Here is a 17,451-nt window from a genome sequence, read left to right as displayed (position 1 = left end):
TCACGATGGATCACGTACTGATCGTCCACGCCGTCAAGGACTACGCCGCCTGGAAGAAGATCTTCGACGAGGCCGCTCCGATCCGGAAAGCTGCGGGCGAGCGCAGCTACATCGTGCTGCGCGATGCCGCGGAAGCGAACCGGATCGTCCATTTTTCGCAGTGGACGTCGGTTGTGGACGCGAGGGCTTTCTTCGAATCGCCGCGGCTGGTCGAGATCCGTCGGCAGGCGGGCGTGGAAGCGCCGGAGTTCAACTATCTGCAGAAGCTGGAGGAAGGCCAGCTCTGACGCGCGGAGCGGTTCGGGTGAGCATCGCGGCGTCGCCTCGCGCTACGCTGGTCGACTTCTCCGGTCCGGATGTTCCCATGCAGATCCGCGGTATCGACCTCGCGCGCCGCCTGGTACGCACGCTGCCTGAAACCAGCGCCGGCCTGTTCAATCCCTGGCGCTCGCGATGCGAGCACGATCTGCTGCCGGACGCAGCCGCGCAGCGGCTCGAGCGCCTCGGCGAACACCTCGACTGCTCGCCGCGATTGATTCTGATTGGCGAGGCGTGCGGCTATCAGGGATGCCGCTACTCCGGCATTGCGTTCACCTCGGAGAAGCTGCTGTCGGCGGGCGCGATTCCCCGCATCGAATCGACGGGCCGGCTGACGTCCAGGGAACTGCCCTTCAGCGAGCCGTCGGCCACCATCGTGTGGCGCCAGCTTCACGCGATGGGGATGGAGCAGCGCGCCGTGTTGTGGAACACCTTGCCGTTGCATCCCCACCTGCAGGGAAAGCCGTGGACCAATCGCACGCCCACGCCGGCGGAGTTCGAGGCGGGGAAGGCAGCGTTGGCCGGATTGCTGGAAGCCTTTCCGCGTGCGCGCATCGTGGCGGTCGGCCGTCACGCCGGGATGCGGTTGCGAACGCTCACCTCGCGATCGATCCACGATGTGCGACATCCGGCTCGCGGCGGTGCGACCTTGTTCGCCAGCGGGCTGTCGGCGCTCGTCGGCTGAGCAGGGCACGTCACCGTAGCCCGGACGAAGTCCGGGGTTCCGCTCGGGATGCGAGGAAAGCCCCGGACTTCGTCCGGGCTACGGGACTTTCCGCGTGCGCGCATCGTGGCGGTCGGCCGTCACGCGGTGGTGCCACGTTGTTCGCTGGCGGTCTGTCGGCCCTCGTCGGCTGAGCACAGGAGGCCGCTGTACCGTAGCCCGGGTGAAACCCGGGGCGCTTTTCTCGAATCCAGGCGAAAAGCCCCGGGTTTCACCCGGGCTACGCCGTAAGTGGAACGGCCGCTTCAGGGCTCGTCGTGCGACGGATGCGCGTGGCCCGCCGCCGCCTGCTGACCCAACGCCAATTCATGCTCGACCCGCGGCGGCGCTTCGCCGCGATGCAACGCGATCACCTGGTCCTGGACGATCCGGTCCGCGGCGGACACGCGCCGATGCTGACGCAGATGTTCTTCCCAGCTCGTGACGAGAAACCACTCGGTGACGATGTCCGGATGTTCCAGGTTGAAGACGACACCCCAGGCATAGGCGCCGTCGCGACGCCGGATACGCGCGAGCGGACGGATCGCTTCGTGGAACGCGACGTGTTCGGCCGGCGGCACGCGATAGACGATGCGCACCATCACCGGCCCACCTCGCGTGTGGGCCTCTTCGGAGACGGCGGGCTCCGGCCAGTGCATCGACGGCGTCAGGTCCGCATCGCCGGCGGGCAAGGTCCATCGATGGGCCAGCAACCCGATCAGGACGACCGCGACGGCGGCGGTGCCGAGCGTCGACGGGACGCCGATCGCGCTCGCCAGCGCACCCCAGCCGAGGCTGCCCAGGGTCATGCCGCCGAAGAACACCGTCAGATACAGCGCCAGGCCGCGGCCACGCACCCAATCGGGAAGGACGGCCTGCGCCGTCGCATTGAGCGTCGTGAGCACGGCGATCCACGCCGCACCGGCGAACAGCAGCACCACGATGCCCTCGGCCGGCGCGTGGGCGAGCGCGAGCGTCGCGCTGGCAGCGCCCGTGACGAGCGCGCCGAGCAGCACCGTCGCGTTCGCCGACAGTCGACGGCGCAGGCGCGGCAACAGCAGCGCACCGAGGATCGCGCCCAGGCCGATCGACGCCATCGCGAGTCCGTACACGGTGGCGCCGCCGTTCAACTGGGTGCGCACGATCAGCGGCAGCAGCGCCCAGTAGCTGCTTCCCGCGATGAAGAACAGGAAGGCGCGCAGCAGTACGCGCCGAAGATCGGCGTCGAACAGCGCGAAGCGCAGACCGCTGCGCATGGCCTGAACGAGATGTTCGGGATCCTGTGCGGGCCGCACAGCGGGCTTCCACCACCACAGCGCGGCGATGATCAACGCATAGCTGAAGACGTCGACCGCATACGCCGCGGCGATGCCGAGCGTGGCGATCAGCAGGCCGCCGACCGCCGGACCGATGGCGCGGGCGATGTTCACGCCCAGGCTGTTGAGCGCAATGGCGGGGCGCATCAGCGGACGCGGCACGAGCTGCGGCACGATGCTCTGCCAGGCCGGTGCCACCAGCGCGGCGCCGATGCCGCCGCAGAACGTCAGGCCCAGCAGGATCGACGGCGTCATGCCGTTGCGCCAGCTCAGCAGGCACAGCGCGACGCTGACCAAGGCCAGCCCGAACTGGATACCGAGCATCAGGCGGCGCCGATCGACGATGTCCGACAGTGCACCCGCCGGCAGCGCGAGCAGGAAGATCGGCAACGTCGTGGCGGCCTGCACCATTGCCACCAAGGTGGGCGAGGGCGACAGCGACGTCATCAGCCAGCCCGATGCGGTGTCGCGCATCCACGTGCCGGTGTTGCCCATCACGGTGGCGACCCACAGGACCAGGAAGGCGCGTTCGCGCAGCGGCGCGAAAGCCGAGGGTTCGGTGGACGCGGACGTTGTCATGGAGGTCAGTAGAAAATCCAGGTGACGGTGAATCAGAGAATCAACGAGACCCGCATGTGCAGTGCGGGATTCAGAACGACAGCGTGAGAACGAGCTGCAGGAAATCGATCGGCTGCTCCTGCAACGACGACAGCGCGCGTCCGGGTCGAAAATGCACATAGCTCGCCTCGACCGACACGAATTCGCGCGGCGTCCATTGTGCTGAACACTGCGCCTGTTGCCCGATCCAGCGTGCGCGACCCGCGCTGCCCGCGACCGGCGTCAACGGCACCGGCGTGGTGTAAACGGCGTCCGCGCGGCGATGCTTCCAGAGCAGGTTCCAGCCCGCGTACAGGCGCATCGATTCGGATAGCGGCAGGCCGACGTTGGGCTGCAGATCGATCAGGTTGGCCGGCGCGATCAACGCGGCATCGCTGAAGTAGCTGGGATTCGGGTACAGCGCGTTGAAGGTCTGCAGGCGAGAGTCGTCCGGATCGCCGTCGCCACTCGCGACGTCCGCTTTCAAGCCGACGCGCGCGTGACGCGAGCCCAGCGGCACCTGCCATCCCGCATCGCTCGCGAGCGTCCAGGCGCGGATGCTTGCATCGCCCCATTCGCCGTCTTGCACGACCGCTTCGGTGTTGAAGTCGAACACCGGTCCGCGGGCATGCCAGCGCGCGCCGACCGAGCGCCGGCGTTCGCGTGCATTGCCGGACGAGAATTCCGCGTCGTCGTGCCGGTAGTCGAGCGCGTAGAGCTCGAGCGTGCCGGCGGCCGTCGACAGCGGCAGCGACATCTCGAATCCCCCGAGATGCTGGCTGCGGTCTTCGCGATCGTCGAAGCTGCCGTCCCGGTTGCGCACCGGACGACCCAGGAATGCGCGCCAGGGCGTGGCGCCGATGCGTCCGCGCAGCTGCACGGCGTCGAAGGCGCGGCGGATGTTCGGACCATCGCGTACCGAGACCAGCCGGCCGCTGCCCAGCGTCCATTCCTGCCGGCCGACGCGAAGCTGTGTCGCGGCGACCGGCAGATCCCATTCGAGAATGCTCTGGTGCAGATCCGGCTCGCTCTCGTCGACCGGGCTCGATCCGCCGTTGCGGCCACCCTGGGCGGAGGCGTCGAATTCGAGCGTGCCGCGCAGCGTCGGCGAGACGCTGCCGTCCAACCGCAGCAACAGGCGATGCAGCAGCACGCGATCGCTCTGCCCACCCGAGCCAAGCCCATCGTCGGAGATGATCTCGACCTGCTCGCGCAGGCTGCCGCCGACCTTGCCGTCGAATGCGCATGCCGGCGCAGCAAGTGTCGCCGCCAGCACGCCAGCGACGAGCGTCGCGCACTCAGGCCGCCGCGCCACGGCGCGGCCAGGCGAGCGCGCCCACCAGCAGGAAGCCGCCGACGAGACCGATGTGCTCCAGGAAGCTGTTGCGGTTGTGGAAGCGGTCCATCCCCTCCATCGTCCAGAACGGGTGACCGATGAGGGTCGCCACGATGGTGAAGCCCGCGAGCGCCGCGGCCCCCAGCGCCTGCCAGCGGCCGGACGCGAAGACCGTGAGCGCCGAGCCGACGAGCTGCGTGAGGATCACGCCGATCGCGAACAGCGCGGGCGGTTGCAGCCCGAAGTGCACGGCCTCGCCGAGCGCCGCGTCGAAGTCGAGCAGCTTGGTGACGCCGCTGGCGACGTAGGCCGTACACAACGCCGCACACGCGAGCCGGAACACGACGGGCGGCAACGGTGCGACGGTGAAAGCGCCCACGCTCAGGCCGCCCAGCACGAACAGCCGAACGCGCCCCAGAACATCGACTGCGACTCGTCGGCGACCGCACCGCTCTGTGCGCGTCCATGCGCGTGGCCATGCACGCCGCAGGCGGTTGCGCAGCCGCAGGCGCTCGCCGCGAGTGCGTGCATCGCGGCCTGGTTGCGCTCGGCCTTCCAGTAGCGCGAGCCGTGATTCACCGGCGACCAGTCCGGCATCGCCGGCGGAATCGCGGGGTCGAGATCGCGATAATCCTCGTCGGCGTACACGATGCGGCCGTCGACGACGGTCATCACCGAGCGAAGCTGACGGATGCGATCCTCCGGCACCGAGAAATAATCCTCGGACAGCACCGCAAGGTCCGCGTACTGGCCCGTGCGGATCTGGCCCTTGAGGCCTTCCTCGTTGGAGAACCAGGCGTTGTGCTGCGTATACATCGCCAATGCGGTCTGGCGATCGACGAGGTTGGCCGAGGGATACATCGCCATACCGCCGAGCGTCTTGCCGGTGCTCAGCCAGTACAGCGCATTCCAGGGATCGTACGAGGCCACGCGCGTGGCGTCGGTGCCGCAGCCGACGTTCACGCCCATCTTGAGCATGCGCTTGTAGGGCGGCGTGCGTTCCACCGCCTTCTTGCCGTAACGCTGCACGAAGAACTCGCCCTGGTAGCTCATGCGGTGCTGGATCGCTACGCCGCCTCCGAGCTTGGCGATGCGCTCGAGATTACGGTCGCTGACGGTCTCGGCGTGATCGAAGAACCAGTGCAGGTCCTTGAACGGAACGTCGCGGTTGACCTTCTCGAACACGTCGAGCGCGCGCGTGATGGTCTCGTCGTACGTGGCATGCAGGCGCCACGGCCACCGGTTCTGCGACAGCACTCGCGTCACCGCTTCGAGTTCCGATTCCATGTTCGGCGGCATCTCGGGCCGCGGCATGCGGAAGTCCTCGAAGTCCGCGGCACTGAACACCAGCATCTCGCCGGCGCCGTTGTGGCGGTACATCGGGTCACCCTGTCCGGGCTTGACGATGCCGGCCCAGCGCGTGAAATCCGCGACCTCTTCCTTGGGCTTCTGCGTGAACAGGTTGTACGCGATGCGCAGCGTGAGCTGTCCGGCCGCGTGCAGCTTCTCGATGACCTGGTAGTCGTCTGGATAATTCTGGAAGCCGCCGCCTGCGTCGACGACGCTGGTCACGCCGAGGCGATTGAGCTCGCGCATGAAGTGGCGCGTGGAGTTGGCCTGGTACTCGATCGGCAGCTTCGGGCCCTTGGACAGCGCCGTGTACAGCAACAGCGCGTTGGGCTCCGCGAGCAGCAGCCCGGTGGGCTCGCCCGAGGAGTCGCGCGCGATCAGGCCGCCCGGCGGATTGGGCGTGTCGCGCGTGTAGCCGGCGGCGCGCAGGGCCGCACGGTTGAGCAGCGCGCGGTCGTAGAGGTGCAGGATGAAGACCGGTGTGTCGGGCGCCACGGCGTTGAGTTCGTCGAGCGTCGGCAGGCGCTTCTCGGCGAACTGCGATTCGCTGAAGCCGCCGACTACGCGCACCCACTGCGGCGCGGGTGTGCGATCGACCTGGGCCTTGAGCATGCGCATGCCATCGGCGAGCGAGGGCACGCCGTCCCAGCGCAGTTCCAGGTTGTAGTTGAGGCCGCCGCGGATCACGTGGATGTGCGAATCGATGAGGCCGGGAATCACGCGCCGCTGCTTGAGATCCACGACGCGTGTCTTGGCGGTGGCCATCGGCAGGATGTCCGCGTCGCTGCCGACGGCGACGAAGCGACCGTTCTCGATCGCGACCGCCGTGGCCTGAGGGGCCTGCCGGTCGAGCGTCGTGATGCGGGCGTTGTGCAGGATGAGGCTGGCGTTCATGGGCTGCGTTCCGGCCGCGTCGAGGCGGCTGATCCAGGGAGTGGCGCCGAGCGCAGCCAGACCCTGCAGGGTGCGGCGGCGTCCGGCATCGGGGTTTTCCATCGTCGGCGTTTCAGGTTCGTGTCGCGCGTTGCGTGCCATCGGTCGTGGCGGATGCCTTGGGCAGCTCGCCGAGCACGTGTTCGCCGCATTGCTGGCGCACCCAGCCGAGCGTGATTGCCTCGCGCTGCATCACGCGCTTGATCAGCGGCACCGCCTGCTCGCCGAGAAGAATCCCGAGCAGGCCGACCAGTGCGATCACCGGTGGGGCGGGGGAGCGGACCTGCAGCAGGCTGTAGACGACGCCGACCAGCAGGCCCGCGCCAAAAGAGAACAGATAGAACTTCGGAGTCATGCGATGCACCTCGTCGTAGGGTACGCCCCGCGCACGGGGTCGCTCGCGTGTCGTAGGGTGCGCTCCGCGCATCGGGGTGCTCGCGTGCGCAGGGCGCACCCTACGAATTCGCATGCGGTGCCCCGGTGCGCGGAGCGCACCCTACGTTGGCTCACGACACATCCCGTAGGGTGCGCCCCGCGCACGCGAATGCCGCGGTCTACTTGTGCGCGGCCGGCACCACGTACGCGGGAAGCTGCGTCGCCGGTGCGCCGTGCACCATCGTGTACGCGTACTCCACGCCCATGCCGTATGCACCGCAGTGCGTCTTCACGATGTCCATCACGGCGTCGTAGGTTTCGCGCTGTGCCCAGTCGCGCTGCCACTCGAGCATCGTCGACAGCGCGGTGACGGGCTTGGCGCCGGCCTGGATCACGCGCTTCATCGCGTTGTCGTGCGCAAGCTGGCTGACGTCGCCGCAGCAGTCCTCGACCACGTAAACCTCGTAGCCGTCGTGGATGGCCTGGATGGTGGGCAGCGCCACGCAGGTTTCGGTCCACAGGCCGGTGAGCACGATCTTCTTCTTGCCGGTCTTCTCGATGGCGGCGACGAAATTCTTGTCGTCCCAGGAATTCATCGAGCTGCGTTCGATCGGCTCGACGCCGGGCAGCGCGGCCAGGATCTGAGGCCAGGTGTTGCCGCTGAACGCCTTGGTCTCCACCGACGAAAGCACGACCGGCACGCCGAACACCTGCGCGGCCTTGCTCAGCATCACGTTGTTGTTGATGACGCTCTGGCGGTCGAAGTTGGAGACGCCGAACAGCATCTGCGGCTGCAGGTCGATCATGGCCAGCACGCAGTTGTCGGGCGTGAGCAGGCCTTTTTCGCTGCGCTTGGCAAGGTTGCGGATTTGAGACATGGGTAGAGACTCCGGTGGTGGTCGAGGCAAAGGCGTCGCGATGATGGCCGCCGGCTGGTGGCCAGGGATTGGATGAATGTGATGCGTGAGAAATCAGGCGAGCGTCGTTACGCGGGTTCCTCGACCTCGCGTCGATAGACCCGCGGTGTCTTGCCCGTGTGGCGCACGAAGCAGCGGATGAAATGGCTCTGATCGGAGAATCCGACGAGCAGCGCGATCTCCGATGCGGTGCGCTGCGTGTTCCGCAACAGGCAGGTCGCGTGCTGCAGGCGCAGTCGCATCAGATAGCGATGCGGCGAGATGCCGGTGCTGCGGCTGAAGGCTCGCGAGAAGTGCGGTGCCGACAGTTGCGCCAGCGCCGCGAGGTTCTGCACGGTGATGCCTTCGTGCAGATGGGTGTCGATGTGATCGAGCACGCCGCGGAGAACGGAGTCCGCGAGACCGCCTGTCACCGCCCGTGGCAAGCGCCCGGACTTCGAGTGACGGAGCGGGGTGGCCGCTCCGTCCTCGTTGCACGCCGTACCGTGGAGTGGAAGGTTCACGGATCGAACTCCCGTCCTTCGTCGTCGCCGCGCTCAGGCCGCCGCGCCCGGCAGGTCGAACACCAGCACCTCGGCGTCCTGCCCCTGTTCGAGCTTCAGCGCCTGGACGTCCTCGACCTTGAGCGCGTCACCGGCCTGCAGGCGCACGCCGTCGGCGGTGATCGCGCCGCGGGCCACGTGCACGTAACCGCGCCGTCCGGCCGCAAGCGTCAGCGTCGCGCCTTCCGTGCCGTCGAACAGCCCGGCATAGAGCCGCACGTCCTGATGCAGCGTCACCGAGCCTTCGGCGCCTTCGGGCGCCGCGACCAGGCGCAGCCGGCCGCGCTTGTCCGCATCGTCGAAGTGCTTCTCCTCGTAGCTGGGCGCGATGCCGCGCTCGCCCGGCTGGATCCAGATCTGCAGGAAGTGGACGGGATTGCTGTTCGACGCGTTGAACTCGCTGTGACGGATGCCGGTGCCCGCGCTCATGCGCTGCACGTCACCCGGCCGGATCACCGAGCCGTTGCCGATCGAGTCCTTGTGCGCCAGCTCGCCCGACAGCACGTAGCTGATGATCTCCATGTCGCGATGGCCGTGGGCACCGAAGCCGGCGCCCGGGACCACGCGGTCCTCGTTGATCACGCGCAGCGGGCCGAATTCGACGTGCTCGGCATCGAAGTAGTCGCCGAAGGAAAAGCTGTGGTGGGAGTTCAGCCAGCCGTGGTCGGCGTGGCCACGGTCGTTGCCGAGTCGGATCTGGTTCATGACGTTGCTCCTGTTTGTTGTTTGCCTGGAACCACAATAAGCTCAGGAAAGCGGATGAAAAAGCTCGATGTTCGGATCAAAACAATCAACAAATCGGATGAATAAGGCCGGCATCGCATGAAAACGGACCTGGAGCACTGGGCGGCGCTCGCCGCGGTCGTCGATCACGGCGGCTACGCCCAGGCGGCCGAGAAGCTGCACAAGAGCCAGCCGGCGGTGAGTTATGCCGTCGCGCGGCTACAGGAAGCGCTGGACGTGAAGCTGCTGGTCGTCGAGGGCCGCAAGGCCGTGCTGACCGAGCACGGGCGGACCTTGCTGCAGCGGGCCAGGGCGCTGCTGCGCGACCACGAGACGCTCGAGCAGCTCGCCCGCAAGCTCAAGCAGGGCTGGGAGGCGCAGCTACGCCTGGTCGTCGATGTCGCGTTCGCCCGCGCCCGGCTGCTGCGCGTGATCGGCGAGCTGCAGGGCATGTGTCCGGACACGCAGCTCCAGCTCGCCGACGCGGTGCTCTCCGGCGCCGAGGAAGCCATCGAGCAGCACAGCGCGGACATCGTGCTCAGCACGCGCGTGCCGCCGGGCTTTCTCGGCGACTACCTGATGAGCATCCCCTTCATCGCCGTGGCGAGCCCCGATCACGCGCTGTTCGCGCAGGAACACGCGCTGACGGTCGACGACCTCGCGCGGCACGTCCACGTGGTGGTGCGCGACTCGGGCCAGCGCAAACCGCGTGACGAGGGCTGGCTGGGCGAGGACCGCCGCTGCACCGTGAGCAGCCTCGAAGCCTCGCTGGCGACGGTGAGTGCCGGCCTGGGCTATGCGTGGCTGCCGGACCATCTCGTCGAGCAGCCGCTGCAGGAGGGAAAGGTGCGCGCGTTGCCGCTCGCCACCGGCGGCACGCGGTCGCTGGATCTCTATCTCGTCGTCGTGCGCCCGGAACTCGCCGGGCCGGCGACGCGGGCGGCGGTGGAGTGTTTCCAGCGGCATGTGCCGCCGCGGCGCGGTTGATATCCGGGTAGGGCGCGCCGGAGTGTCATGAAGCTGTCGGATCATTCGACGGCGGTGTCGAGGATCGAATCCGGCCCAGCCCGGCGCGGTCTAGCGGTGTGCGTCGGCCCCGGGCGCCGTTTCGCGCTCCGGGCGGACGAGCAGCGGTCTTCGCAGCCGCGCACGCAAACGACACCCACGACATCGACAACATGCACGCTCGCAAATGCTCACCCCGCCGGCTGATCCAACCGGCAGCCTCCCGATGACGCCCCGCACGCCGGTGTCACGCGAGCATCCCGCGACGCGACAGCTCGTGTCGGCCGTGGACGAGGCACTGTCCAAGCTGCAGACGAAGCGGATCACCGATCACCGGATCCATCAGGCGCGTCGCGCGCTGAAGAAGGCCAGGGCGGCGCTGCGGGTCCTTCGGCCCGCGCTCGGCGAACGAAGCTATCGACTCGAGAACGTGAGCCTGCGCGACGCGGGCCGGCACCTGTCGCCACTGCGCGATGCCAAGGCGGCGCTGGAGACATTCGAAGCCCTGACGACGCGGTTCGCCGATCGGCTTAAGGGTTTCGATCTAGAGCCGCTGAAGCGAGCGCTGGAACTCGAGTTGGTCAGCGTCCGGCGCACGATGCGTCCGCCGTCCGTGCCGGTGCTGGCGTGCATCGACCTGATCCAGATCCATCGCGAACGCAGCCGCGGCGCGTTGCCGACGGGACTGACGCTCGACGCGATGGCCTTGAAGAAGATCTACCGCAAGGGCCGCAAGATGTTCATCGCTGCCACGCAGGCTGGAACGCCGGAGGCGCTGCACGAATGGCGCAAGCAGGTGAAGTACCTGCTCAACGCCGTCGAAGCCGTCCAGGCGGAACTCGGGCGGCGCGCGGAAAAGCTGTTGCGCAGGGCCGGCAAGATCGCGGACCTGCTCGGCGAGGATCATGACCTGGCGGCGCTGATGGCGATCGCGAATGGCGAAAACGCCGAACCGCTGGCAGACGATGCGAAGCAGGCGCTCGCCGCGACGGTTGCGCATCGGCGGAGCAAGTTGCAGCGGCGGGCGGTTCATCACGGGGATCGGGCTTATAAGCACAAGCCGGGGCGTTTTCTTCATGGCTTGCTCGAAGACGCTTCGGCCGAAACCTGAGTCGAGGGGCGGCAGCGTGCATCGGTCGTAGATTCTGGAATCTGCGACTAGCGGGCGTTCAGAGCCCCAGCTAAGCGCAGAGCCCCAGCTAAGCGGACGGCCCGCCGAAGGTGGGGCCGTCCACTTGAGCGATCTTCTGGGCGATCACACTATCCAATCTTGCGATAACGATAAGGGCCTTTCTTAATGTGAGCGTCGAAGTACGCGCCATGCGAACTGGCAGACATAAGGCTCGCGTGAACCGACGCTGGTACACCAGAGTAGTCATAAAGGCCGCCGTCGACGAAAGAAACGCGGAGCGTTTGAGTCGTTGCGTCATAACCGACTGCGCTTAGATTGGACGATGAAACTGGGACCATATTCATATGCTCTCCTCAAATTCAATGTGGTTCCCGATCCGTACTGGCTCGTGTCGACGCTCTCGTTTGGTTGGCTGATACCGGCGCAGTACTACGCAAATCAATTGAACGCAGCGGCCGCTCCAGATCACGATCGCAATGCGCGCTTCTCGGGATGGAATAAGGCACTTGTTGGACTCGGTGCAATATGGTGGCTACTCGTGGTACTCGGCCTTTCCTTCCCTGAAGTGCCGCCGGACACATAAAGACCGCCAAGTGTTTCCCTGGTTGCGGTCCAGGAATGCGCTCCACGCGACGTTCTCGAAGCGAACGGTTCACGCATTTCAAAAGACTGCCCCTCACCCCGGCCCTCTCCCCGTGAACAGCGCACGGGGAGAGGGAGACCTGCTCATCACGTGATGCGGACGTCGTACCGGCGTCAGCCCCGAGTGTTCAGCGCACGACCGCGACGGCCGGAGCGGCACGACCCAAGCCCCGCAGACCGGCATAACCCAGCCCCACGAAGATCACCAGCAACACGCCTTGGGCAATCGCGAAGCCCGGCGATTGCTGGGTCGGAGCGATGGCCGTGAGCGCCGGCACCTTCAGGAAAGCCTGCACCACGAACACGAACGCATCGAGATAGATCGCGACGGCGAGCGTCACGATGTAGGCCTTGCGCCATCCGCCCGCGAGCGAAGCCTTCCAGCGCGCCCAGTACGTGACGGCCAGCACCGCGAGCGAGAGCACGCCGAACACGTGCGACGGCAGGATCTTCGTGAACGGGAAGGCGAAGCCGGTGGCGCTGGTGAGCACCAGCAGGACGATCGTGGCCGTTGCGAGCGAAGGCCGCGCGTTGCCGCGGGCGAACGCCATCAGCAGCGGGATGCCGGTGACGAAGGCGGCGATGCTGATCAGGACGTGGATGAGCGTGAAGGTTTGAAGGTCGAACATGGGAATCTCCAGGATGAAAGTGAGTGAGGATCAAGCCGACGCAATGCGCGGCAGGGAAGAATCGGGAAACGGCATGCGGTGAACGCGTGCCTTGACGTGCACGCCGTGCGGACGAAGCTCTTCGCAGAGCGACCGGCTGAACGCGATGAATCCCGCGAGCGAGCCGCGGTCGCCGTCGGTGGCCAGTGCCACGTTGAGAATGGTGCCGTGGCGCTGTGCGACGAATCCTTCGGCGGCAGCACGGGCTAGGCGCGCGGCCATCGCGCCATCCGTGCGAAGCCTGGAGGCCGATGACGCGTCGCCGCCACGTGCGCCGGCCTGACCATCGTTGACCAGCAGCGCGATGCGATCGTCTCCGCGCAACTGCGTTTCCACCGCGGCGAGATCTTCGGCCTGCGCCAGGTCGGCCACGACGAGTTCGATGCGAACGCGGCGAGGACGCAGGCGTTCGGCCATGTCCTCGAGGGCCGCCCGATCCCCGGCGACGAGGATCAGGTCGCGGCCGCGCAGGGCGAACCGTTCGGCGTACAGGGCGCCGATGCCGCGGGCCGCGCCGGTCACCATCGCAGCGCCGTGCAGGTCGACGTCGTGCATGACGACACCGCCTGCCTGGCGCGTGTCGGTCAGGCGACCGGTTGCTTCGGCGCGAGGGAAGGGCGCGGACATGGCGCGATCTCCGGCTGACACGTCGCTCAGGACTGCACGAACGCGAGCAGGTCGGCGTTGAACCGGTCCTGCTGCGTCACCGTCAGGCCGTGGTCGGCGCCTTCGTAGATCTTCAGCGTGGCGTTGCGGACGAGCTTCGAGGCGAGCAGGGCCGAGGCGCCGATCGGGACGATCTGGTCGTCGTCGCCGTGGATGAACAGGGTCGGGACGTCGATCTTCTTGAGGTCCTCGGTGTAATCCACCTCGGAGAATTCGTGGATGCAGTCGAGCTGGCCCTTGATGCCGCCCATCATTCCTTGCAGCCAGAACGATTCGCGCACGCCTTCCGACACCTTCGCGCCCGGCCGGTTGTAACCGTAGAACGGCATCGTCAGATCCTTGAAGAACTGCGAGCGGTCGTCGTAGGTGCCCTTGCGGATGCTGTCGAACACCTCGAGCGGCAGGCCGCCCGGATTGGCGGCCGTCTTGAGCATCAGTGGCGGAACTGCGCCGACGAGCACGGCCTTGGCGACGCGCTTGGTGCCGTGACGGCCCAGGTAGTACGCCACTTCGCCGCCGCCGGTGGAGTGCCCGACCATGACCAGGTCCTTCAGGTCGAGCGTGTCGATCAAGGTCGCGAGGTCGTCGGCATAGGTGTTCATGTCGTTGCCGTGCCAGGTCTGCTGCGAGCGGCCGTGGCTGCGGCGATCGTGGGCGATGACGCGGTAGCCATGGTTGCCGAAGAACACCATCTGCGCGTCCCAGGCATCGGCCGACAGCGGCCAGCCATGGCTGAAGAGCACCGGCTGGCCCTTGCCCCAGTCCTTGTAGAAGATCCGCGTGCCGTCGCGGGTGGTGATCGTGGTGCCCTGCGTGGTCGTGCTGTTCATGTGGTTCCCCTGCGAAGTGGTTTCGGTCGCGGCTCGGTGCCGGCAGGAACAGATTGCGCGCCGGGCGTTGCGGGCGGAATCACTACACTGGCAAGGTGCCTTTGCAGAATCTGCAAAGCAGAAACCCGACGCAGGAAAGAGCCGATGAGCCCCACGCCGGAGCTGGACTGGAACGACATCCCGCTGATGCTGTCGCTGGCCCGTGCCGGCAGCATGAGTTCGGCCGCACGCGAACTCGGCGTCGACGTCTCCACGATCAGTCGTCGCGTCGCCGCCGTGGAGGCGGTGCTGCAGACGCGGCTGTTCATTCGCAGCAACCGTGGCTACGAGCCCACCGATGCGGGTGCGGTGTTCATGGCGCGGGCCGGGAACGTCATCGGGGAAGTGCGCGCGATGCTGACCGAGACGCGCGCCGAGGCCGAGGGCATCAGCGGCCCGGTGCGGATCACCGGCGTGAATGCCCTGTTCGACCGCTGGCTGATGCGCCATGTCCCGGCGCTGGTCGAGGCCTATCCCCACCTGCGCATCGAACTGCTCACCGACAACTCCAACCTGTCGTTCACGCGTCGCGAGGCCGATTTCGCGCTGCGTCTTGCGCAGCCCACCGAAGACGCAGCGCTGGTGATGCGGCGCCTCGGCGATATCGGGTTCGGCGTCTACGGCGCGCCGCGCTTCGCCGGTGTTTCACCGGCGCAGTGGGGCGAGCAGCCGTGGCTGTCGTATCGGGACGACCTGTCGGGATTGCCGGAGATGCAGTGGCTGTCCCGCCTGCAACCGGAGCCGCGCCGTGTGCTGCAGGTGAGCAATGTCACCACGTTGATCGAGGCCTGCGAGGCGGGCCTGGGTCTCGCGCTGCTGCCGTGGCTGCTCGGCGACTCGCCGGGCCTTCGGCGCTTGAGCACGAAGCCCGAGGTGCGACGCGACCTGTGGCTGCTGAGTCATCGCGACGCGGCGCGGATCAAGCGCTTCAACGCGGTCGGCGACTGGCTGCACCAGGCGTTCGTCGCGGATGCCGCGAGCCTGTCGGGTCCGGTCTGATCGGTCGCGTGACGGCGCAGCGTCTCAGACGTGGAACAAGGCCAGCACGATCTCCAGCACGATCAGCAGGACGATCGTCATTTCCAGCAGCTCGGAACGCCGCGCCGAGGCCTCGTCGTACAAGGCCGTGTACGTGTCGCGGATGATCGCGAGCTTGCGATCCACGGCGGCGCTCAGCTTGGGAACGCGCATCAGGTCCAGCGCTGACGCGTAGACACGGGCCAGGTACACGTCCTCGGTCACCTGCAGGGCGTTGTCGACGCGTTCGGTCAGCTCGGTGACTTCCGCCACGAGCCCGTAGAGCCGGCGGGCCAGCGAGGCGTACCGGCGCGGACTGCGCAGCAGCGAGCCGGTACGCACGTCGCGGACCCACTCGTTCATGCGCGGGAGTTCGTCGTCGAGCAGCTCGTCGTAGTAGCGCATCTCGAGCAACTGCGCGTTGGCGACTTCGAGCACGTCGATGACGTCGGAGTCGCCGCGCGGCTCGACGATGAAGGCGCGGTCCCAGGTCATGACGACGAGATCGTCGGTGTAGTACGAGAAGCGCTGGCGCAGCAGGTCGCGACGCGCGCCTTCCGACAGCGGGCGGCTCTCGTCGGTGAGCAGCGCCGCAAGGTCCACGCGCTCCATCAACTGGTCGGCCGAGACCGGCTCGTCCCATTGCTTGACGACGGCGAACAGGTAGTCCTCCTGCAAACCCGACCGGTTCTGTCGCACGAAGGCCGGCGCCAGCGGCGCGGTGATGCGGCTCAGCAGGTCTGTCCAGAAGGCGTCCGGTGCGCCGGGCCCGACGGTCTGGTTCGTGGCCGTGACGAGCCGCGCGAACTCGCTCCAATGGGTGTGCTCCACCGGGACGCGGACCGACAGCGAGACGACGCCGAAATCGTAGATGCGGGCGCTGACCAGGGCCGTCAGCGGCGTGCCCGTTCCCAGGTCCAGCAGTGTGCTGTCGAGCGTCAGCGACACCGGCGGCACGTCGAAAGCCACGGCTTTCGAGGGGGTGTAGGCCAGTTGTCCGCGGCTCGTCGTCACCTGCGAGTGGGCGGACCACAGGCGTTCGACCTGCGGCAGATCGATGGCGTAGGCGATGTCGAAAAGGCGCAGCGCGATGATCGAGCCGGATCGTACGACCAGGGCGGGTGATGTCATGTGGGAATCCTCTGACCGCGCAGCTTGGGCCGCCGATGTGTCAGGCCGGCGAAAGGTCAACGGGACAGGGGTCCGGCATGAGGGTCTGCTCTCAGCGGTCTCTAACTCCCTCTCCCTTTGGGAGAGGCGTTTCAGGTTCAGGAGTGACATCGAGTCACTCCTGAACCTGAAACGGGGTGAGGGCGCGCGGAGCGCGGCAGAGGCGCTCTGATGGCGCTGCTCGACCGCGCTCCGCGCGGCCCTCACCCCGGTTGGGTTTACGCGGGAGTGACATTGAGTCACTCCCGCGCTGGGACCCAACCGCTTTCGCGCCGACCTCTCCCAAGGGGAGAGGTATCTTTTTGTCTCGTGGTTTGAAAATCTCAACAGGCCGCTCGCGCCCAGGAAAGATATGAACAGCGACTACCGCGTCCTGTTGCTCACGTCGGTGCCCGGTTCGGAAGCCCAGACAGCCGCCATCGCGAAACGGCACTTCGCCGATCCCACCGTCATTTTCTGGGAGATGGGGAATGCGTCGACGAAGCCCGACGTGCTCGCGCAGATCGAGGCCACGGACTACAACCTCATCATCTCGTACGTGAACGGCATCATCCTCAAGCCGCATCACCTGCGGCGCGCCACGTACGGCGCGATCAACATTCATCCCTCGCCACCCGAACACGGTGGCTGCTGGGGCTGCTGGTGCCAGCCCGTCGTCAATCGACAGACGCGCACGCATCACGGCACGACGGTGCACGAGGTCGACGAGCAGATCGATCATGGTCCGATCTATCTCGCCGAACGCTGGGAGGTTCCGGCGCGCTACACGATCCAGGATGTCTTCGAACGAAGCGTCGGCGATTGCCTGCGCGTGCTGGAGGTCGTCTGCGAGCGCATCGCCGGCGCGAACGTGGGCACGAAATGCTTCACCCCGATCGACGAGCAATGGCATCCGACGAACCGGCACACGCCGATCGAGGAGATGGGCAAATGGTTCGCGCGACTTGCGCCGGATCATGCCGCGCGCCAGGAGCGGATCTTCCTGAACCATCCGCGGGCGATCATCGCCCCGCCTTACTTCGACGATCTTCCGGCCTGAGGAGAGGGACGATGCGTACTGCGCGCGGCGGAGGGGAGCCGGGCGTTCGGGCCGGACGCTCCCTCATCCGCCCCTTCGGGGCACCTTCTCCCTAAGGGAGAAGGAACCGCATGCTCCCCTCTCCCGCAGGGAG

Annotated in this window: 19 protein-coding genes; 6 read left to right on the top strand and 13 right to left on the bottom strand. The window is 67.1% G+C overall.

Translation table 11 applies throughout. The features are described 5' to 3' along the window. Positions 1-5 precede the first annotated feature (5 nt). Positions 6-287, top strand: a complete 282-nt coding sequence (locus DFR24_RS06095; RefSeq protein ID WP_133880415.1) for an antibiotic biosynthesis monooxygenase — start codon at positions 6-8, stop codon at positions 285-287. Positions 288-364: 77 nt separating this feature from the next. Next, the gene (locus DFR24_RS06090; RefSeq protein WP_133880414.1) at positions 365-1,003 is read left to right on the top strand and encodes a uracil-DNA glycosylase; all 639 of its coding nucleotides are present in this window, start codon (positions 365-367) and stop codon (positions 1,001-1,003) included. 284 nt (positions 1,004-1,287) lie between these two features. Here DFR24_RS06090 and DFR24_RS06085 read toward each other — a convergent pair whose 3' ends face one another. From DFR24_RS06085 to DFR24_RS06050, 8 genes are all read right to left on the bottom strand, one after another. Next, positions 1,288-2,916 carry an MFS transporter gene (locus DFR24_RS06085; RefSeq protein ID WP_133880413.1) on the bottom strand — a complete coding sequence of 543 codons (1,629 nt, stop codon included), beginning with the start codon at positions 2,914-2,916 and terminating at the stop codon, positions 1,288-1,290. Positions 2,917-2,986: 70 nt separating this feature from the next. Next, positions 2,987-4,249: an alginate export family protein gene (locus tag DFR24_RS06080; protein ID WP_133880412.1), complete on the bottom strand. Its 1,263-nt coding sequence runs from the start codon at positions 4,247-4,249 to the stop codon at positions 2,987-2,989. After that, complete coding sequence (locus tag DFR24_RS06075; RefSeq protein WP_210772429.1) at positions 4,233-4,649, bottom strand: DoxX family protein; 417 nt, start codon at positions 4,647-4,649, stop codon at positions 4,233-4,235. Before DFR24_RS06075 ends, DFR24_RS06080 begins: the two co-directional genes overlap by 17 nt. A gap of 2 nt (positions 4,650-4,651) precedes the next feature. Then, entirely contained in the window at positions 4,652-6,616 is a 1,965-nt protein-coding gene (locus tag DFR24_RS06070) for an amidohydrolase (protein ID WP_246051528.1), read from the bottom strand. A gap of 10 nt (positions 6,617-6,626) precedes the next feature. Beyond that, on the bottom strand, positions 6,627-6,908 hold the full coding sequence (locus tag DFR24_RS06065) for a XapX domain-containing protein (protein ID WP_133880411.1): 282 nt from the start codon (positions 6,906-6,908) through the stop codon (positions 6,627-6,629). A gap of 199 nt (positions 6,909-7,107) precedes the next feature. Further along, entirely contained in the window at positions 7,108-7,806 is a 699-nt protein-coding gene (locus tag DFR24_RS06060) for a hydrolase (protein WP_133880410.1), read from the bottom strand. Positions 7,807-7,913: 107 nt separating this feature from the next. Further along, complete coding sequence (locus tag DFR24_RS06055) at positions 7,914-8,348, bottom strand: helix-turn-helix domain-containing protein (RefSeq protein WP_133880409.1); 435 nt, start codon at positions 8,346-8,348, stop codon at positions 7,914-7,916. A gap of 33 nt (positions 8,349-8,381) precedes the next feature. After that, the gene (locus DFR24_RS06050; RefSeq protein WP_133880408.1) at positions 8,382-9,092 is read right to left on the bottom strand and encodes a pirin family protein; all 711 of its coding nucleotides are present in this window, start codon (positions 9,090-9,092) and stop codon (positions 8,382-8,384) included. Positions 9,093-9,209: 117 nt separating this feature from the next. Here DFR24_RS06050 and DFR24_RS06045 point away from each other — a divergent pair, with 117 nt between their 5' ends. Both DFR24_RS06045 and DFR24_RS06040 read left to right on the top strand, forming a co-directional pair. Continuing rightward, positions 9,210-10,097: a LysR family transcriptional regulator gene (locus DFR24_RS06045; protein ID WP_133880407.1), complete on the top strand. Its 888-nt coding sequence runs from the start codon at positions 9,210-9,212 to the stop codon at positions 10,095-10,097. A 244-nt stretch (positions 10,098-10,341) separates the two neighbouring features. Continuing rightward, positions 10,342-11,226 (top strand): CHAD domain-containing protein, encoded by an 885-nt coding sequence (locus DFR24_RS06040; protein ID WP_162851073.1) that lies wholly within the window; start codon positions 10,342-10,344, stop codon positions 11,224-11,226. Between the two features lie 149 nt (positions 11,227-11,375). Here the strand turns inward: DFR24_RS06040 and DFR24_RS06035 are convergent, their stop codons facing one another. The 4 genes from DFR24_RS06035 to DFR24_RS06020 form a co-directional block, all read right to left on the bottom strand. Further along, positions 11,376-11,585 carry a KTSC domain-containing protein gene (locus DFR24_RS06035; RefSeq protein WP_246051616.1) on the bottom strand — a complete coding sequence of 70 codons (210 nt, stop codon included), beginning with the start codon at positions 11,583-11,585 and terminating at the stop codon, positions 11,376-11,378. Between the two features lie 432 nt (positions 11,586-12,017). Continuing rightward, positions 12,018-12,518 carry a hypothetical protein gene (locus tag DFR24_RS06030; protein ID WP_133880404.1) on the bottom strand — a complete coding sequence of 167 codons (501 nt, stop codon included), beginning with the start codon at positions 12,516-12,518 and terminating at the stop codon, positions 12,018-12,020. A gap of 30 nt (positions 12,519-12,548) precedes the next feature. After that, positions 12,549-13,184 (bottom strand): SDR family NAD(P)-dependent oxidoreductase, encoded by a 636-nt coding sequence (locus DFR24_RS06025; protein WP_133880403.1) that lies wholly within the window; start codon positions 13,182-13,184, stop codon positions 12,549-12,551. 26 nt (positions 13,185-13,210) lie between these two features. After that, complete coding sequence (locus DFR24_RS06020) at positions 13,211-14,053, bottom strand: alpha/beta fold hydrolase (protein WP_133880402.1); 843 nt, start codon at positions 14,051-14,053, stop codon at positions 13,211-13,213. Positions 14,054-14,197: 144 nt separating this feature from the next. Between DFR24_RS06020 and DFR24_RS06015 the strand changes: the two genes are divergently transcribed. Continuing rightward, the gene (locus tag DFR24_RS06015; RefSeq protein ID WP_133880401.1) at positions 14,198-15,091 is read left to right on the top strand and encodes a LysR family transcriptional regulator; all 894 of its coding nucleotides are present in this window, start codon (positions 14,198-14,200) and stop codon (positions 15,089-15,091) included. Positions 15,092-15,115: 24 nt separating this feature from the next. On the opposite strand, the gene DFR24_RS06010 is transcribed toward DFR24_RS06015, so the two are convergent. After that, positions 15,116-16,240 carry an RMD1 family protein gene (locus DFR24_RS06010; RefSeq protein WP_133880400.1) on the bottom strand — a complete coding sequence of 375 codons (1,125 nt, stop codon included), beginning with the start codon at positions 16,238-16,240 and terminating at the stop codon, positions 15,116-15,118. Positions 16,241-16,631: 391 nt separating this feature from the next. On the opposite strand from DFR24_RS06010, the gene DFR24_RS06005 reads away from it, so the two are divergent. Beyond that, a complete protein-coding gene (locus tag DFR24_RS06005) occupies positions 16,632-17,318 on the top strand; it encodes a formyltransferase family protein (RefSeq protein ID WP_133880399.1) in 687 nt (228 codons plus the stop codon). Positions 17,319-17,451: the final 133 nt, after the last annotated feature.

Source organism: Panacagrimonas perspica, from assembly GCF_004364935.1.
GTDB classification, from domain to species: Bacteria; Pseudomonadota; Gammaproteobacteria; order Nevskiales; family Nevskiaceae; genus Panacagrimonas; species Panacagrimonas perspica.
This window is presented reverse-complemented; position numbering and strand designations above follow the sequence as displayed.

Excerpts from the sequence above, each read along its gene's own strand:
- DFR24_RS06095 (WP_133880415.1), top strand. The coding sequence starts at position 6 with ATGGATCACGTACTGATCGTCCACGCCGTCAAGGACTACGCCGCCTGG.
- DFR24_RS06090 (WP_133880414.1), top strand. The coding sequence starts at position 365 with ATGCAGATCCGCGGTATCGACCTCGCGCGCCGCCTGGTACGCACGCTG.
- DFR24_RS06085 (WP_133880413.1), bottom strand. The coding sequence starts at position 2,916 with ATGACAACGTCCGCGTCCACCGAACCCTCGGCTTTCGCGCCGCTGCGC.
- DFR24_RS06070 (WP_246051528.1), bottom strand. The coding sequence starts at position 6,616 with ATGGAAAACCCCGATGCCGGACGCCGCCGCACCCTGCAGGGTCTGGCT.
- DFR24_RS06065 (WP_133880411.1), bottom strand. The coding sequence starts at position 6,908 with ATGACTCCGAAGTTCTATCTGTTCTCTTTTGGCGCGGGCCTGCTGGTC.
- DFR24_RS06060 (WP_133880410.1), bottom strand. The coding sequence starts at position 7,806 with ATGTCTCAAATCCGCAACCTTGCCAAGCGCAGCGAAAAAGGCCTGCTC.
- DFR24_RS06050 (WP_133880408.1), bottom strand. The coding sequence starts at position 9,092 with ATGAACCAGATCCGACTCGGCAACGACCGTGGCCACGCCGACCACGGC.
- DFR24_RS06045 (WP_133880407.1), top strand. The coding sequence starts at position 9,210 with ATGAAAACGGACCTGGAGCACTGGGCGGCGCTCGCCGCGGTCGTCGAT.
- DFR24_RS06040 (WP_162851073.1), top strand. The coding sequence starts at position 10,342 with ATGACGCCCCGCACGCCGGTGTCACGCGAGCATCCCGCGACGCGACAG.
- DFR24_RS06035 (WP_246051616.1), bottom strand. The coding sequence starts at position 11,585 with ATGGTCCCAGTTTCATCGTCCAATCTAAGCGCAGTCGGTTATGACGCA.
- DFR24_RS06030 (WP_133880404.1), bottom strand. The coding sequence starts at position 12,518 with ATGTTCGACCTTCAAACCTTCACGCTCATCCACGTCCTGATCAGCATC.
- DFR24_RS06025 (WP_133880403.1), bottom strand. The coding sequence starts at position 13,184 with ATGTCCGCGCCCTTCCCTCGCGCCGAAGCAACCGGTCGCCTGACCGAC.
- DFR24_RS06020 (WP_133880402.1), bottom strand. The coding sequence starts at position 14,053 with ATGAACAGCACGACCACGCAGGGCACCACGATCACCACCCGCGACGGC.
- DFR24_RS06015 (WP_133880401.1), top strand. The coding sequence starts at position 14,198 with ATGAGCCCCACGCCGGAGCTGGACTGGAACGACATCCCGCTGATGCTG.
- DFR24_RS06010 (WP_133880400.1), bottom strand. The coding sequence starts at position 16,240 with ATGACATCACCCGCCCTGGTCGTACGATCCGGCTCGATCATCGCGCTG.
- DFR24_RS06005 (WP_133880399.1), top strand. The coding sequence starts at position 16,632 with ATGAACAGCGACTACCGCGTCCTGTTGCTCACGTCGGTGCCCGGTTCG.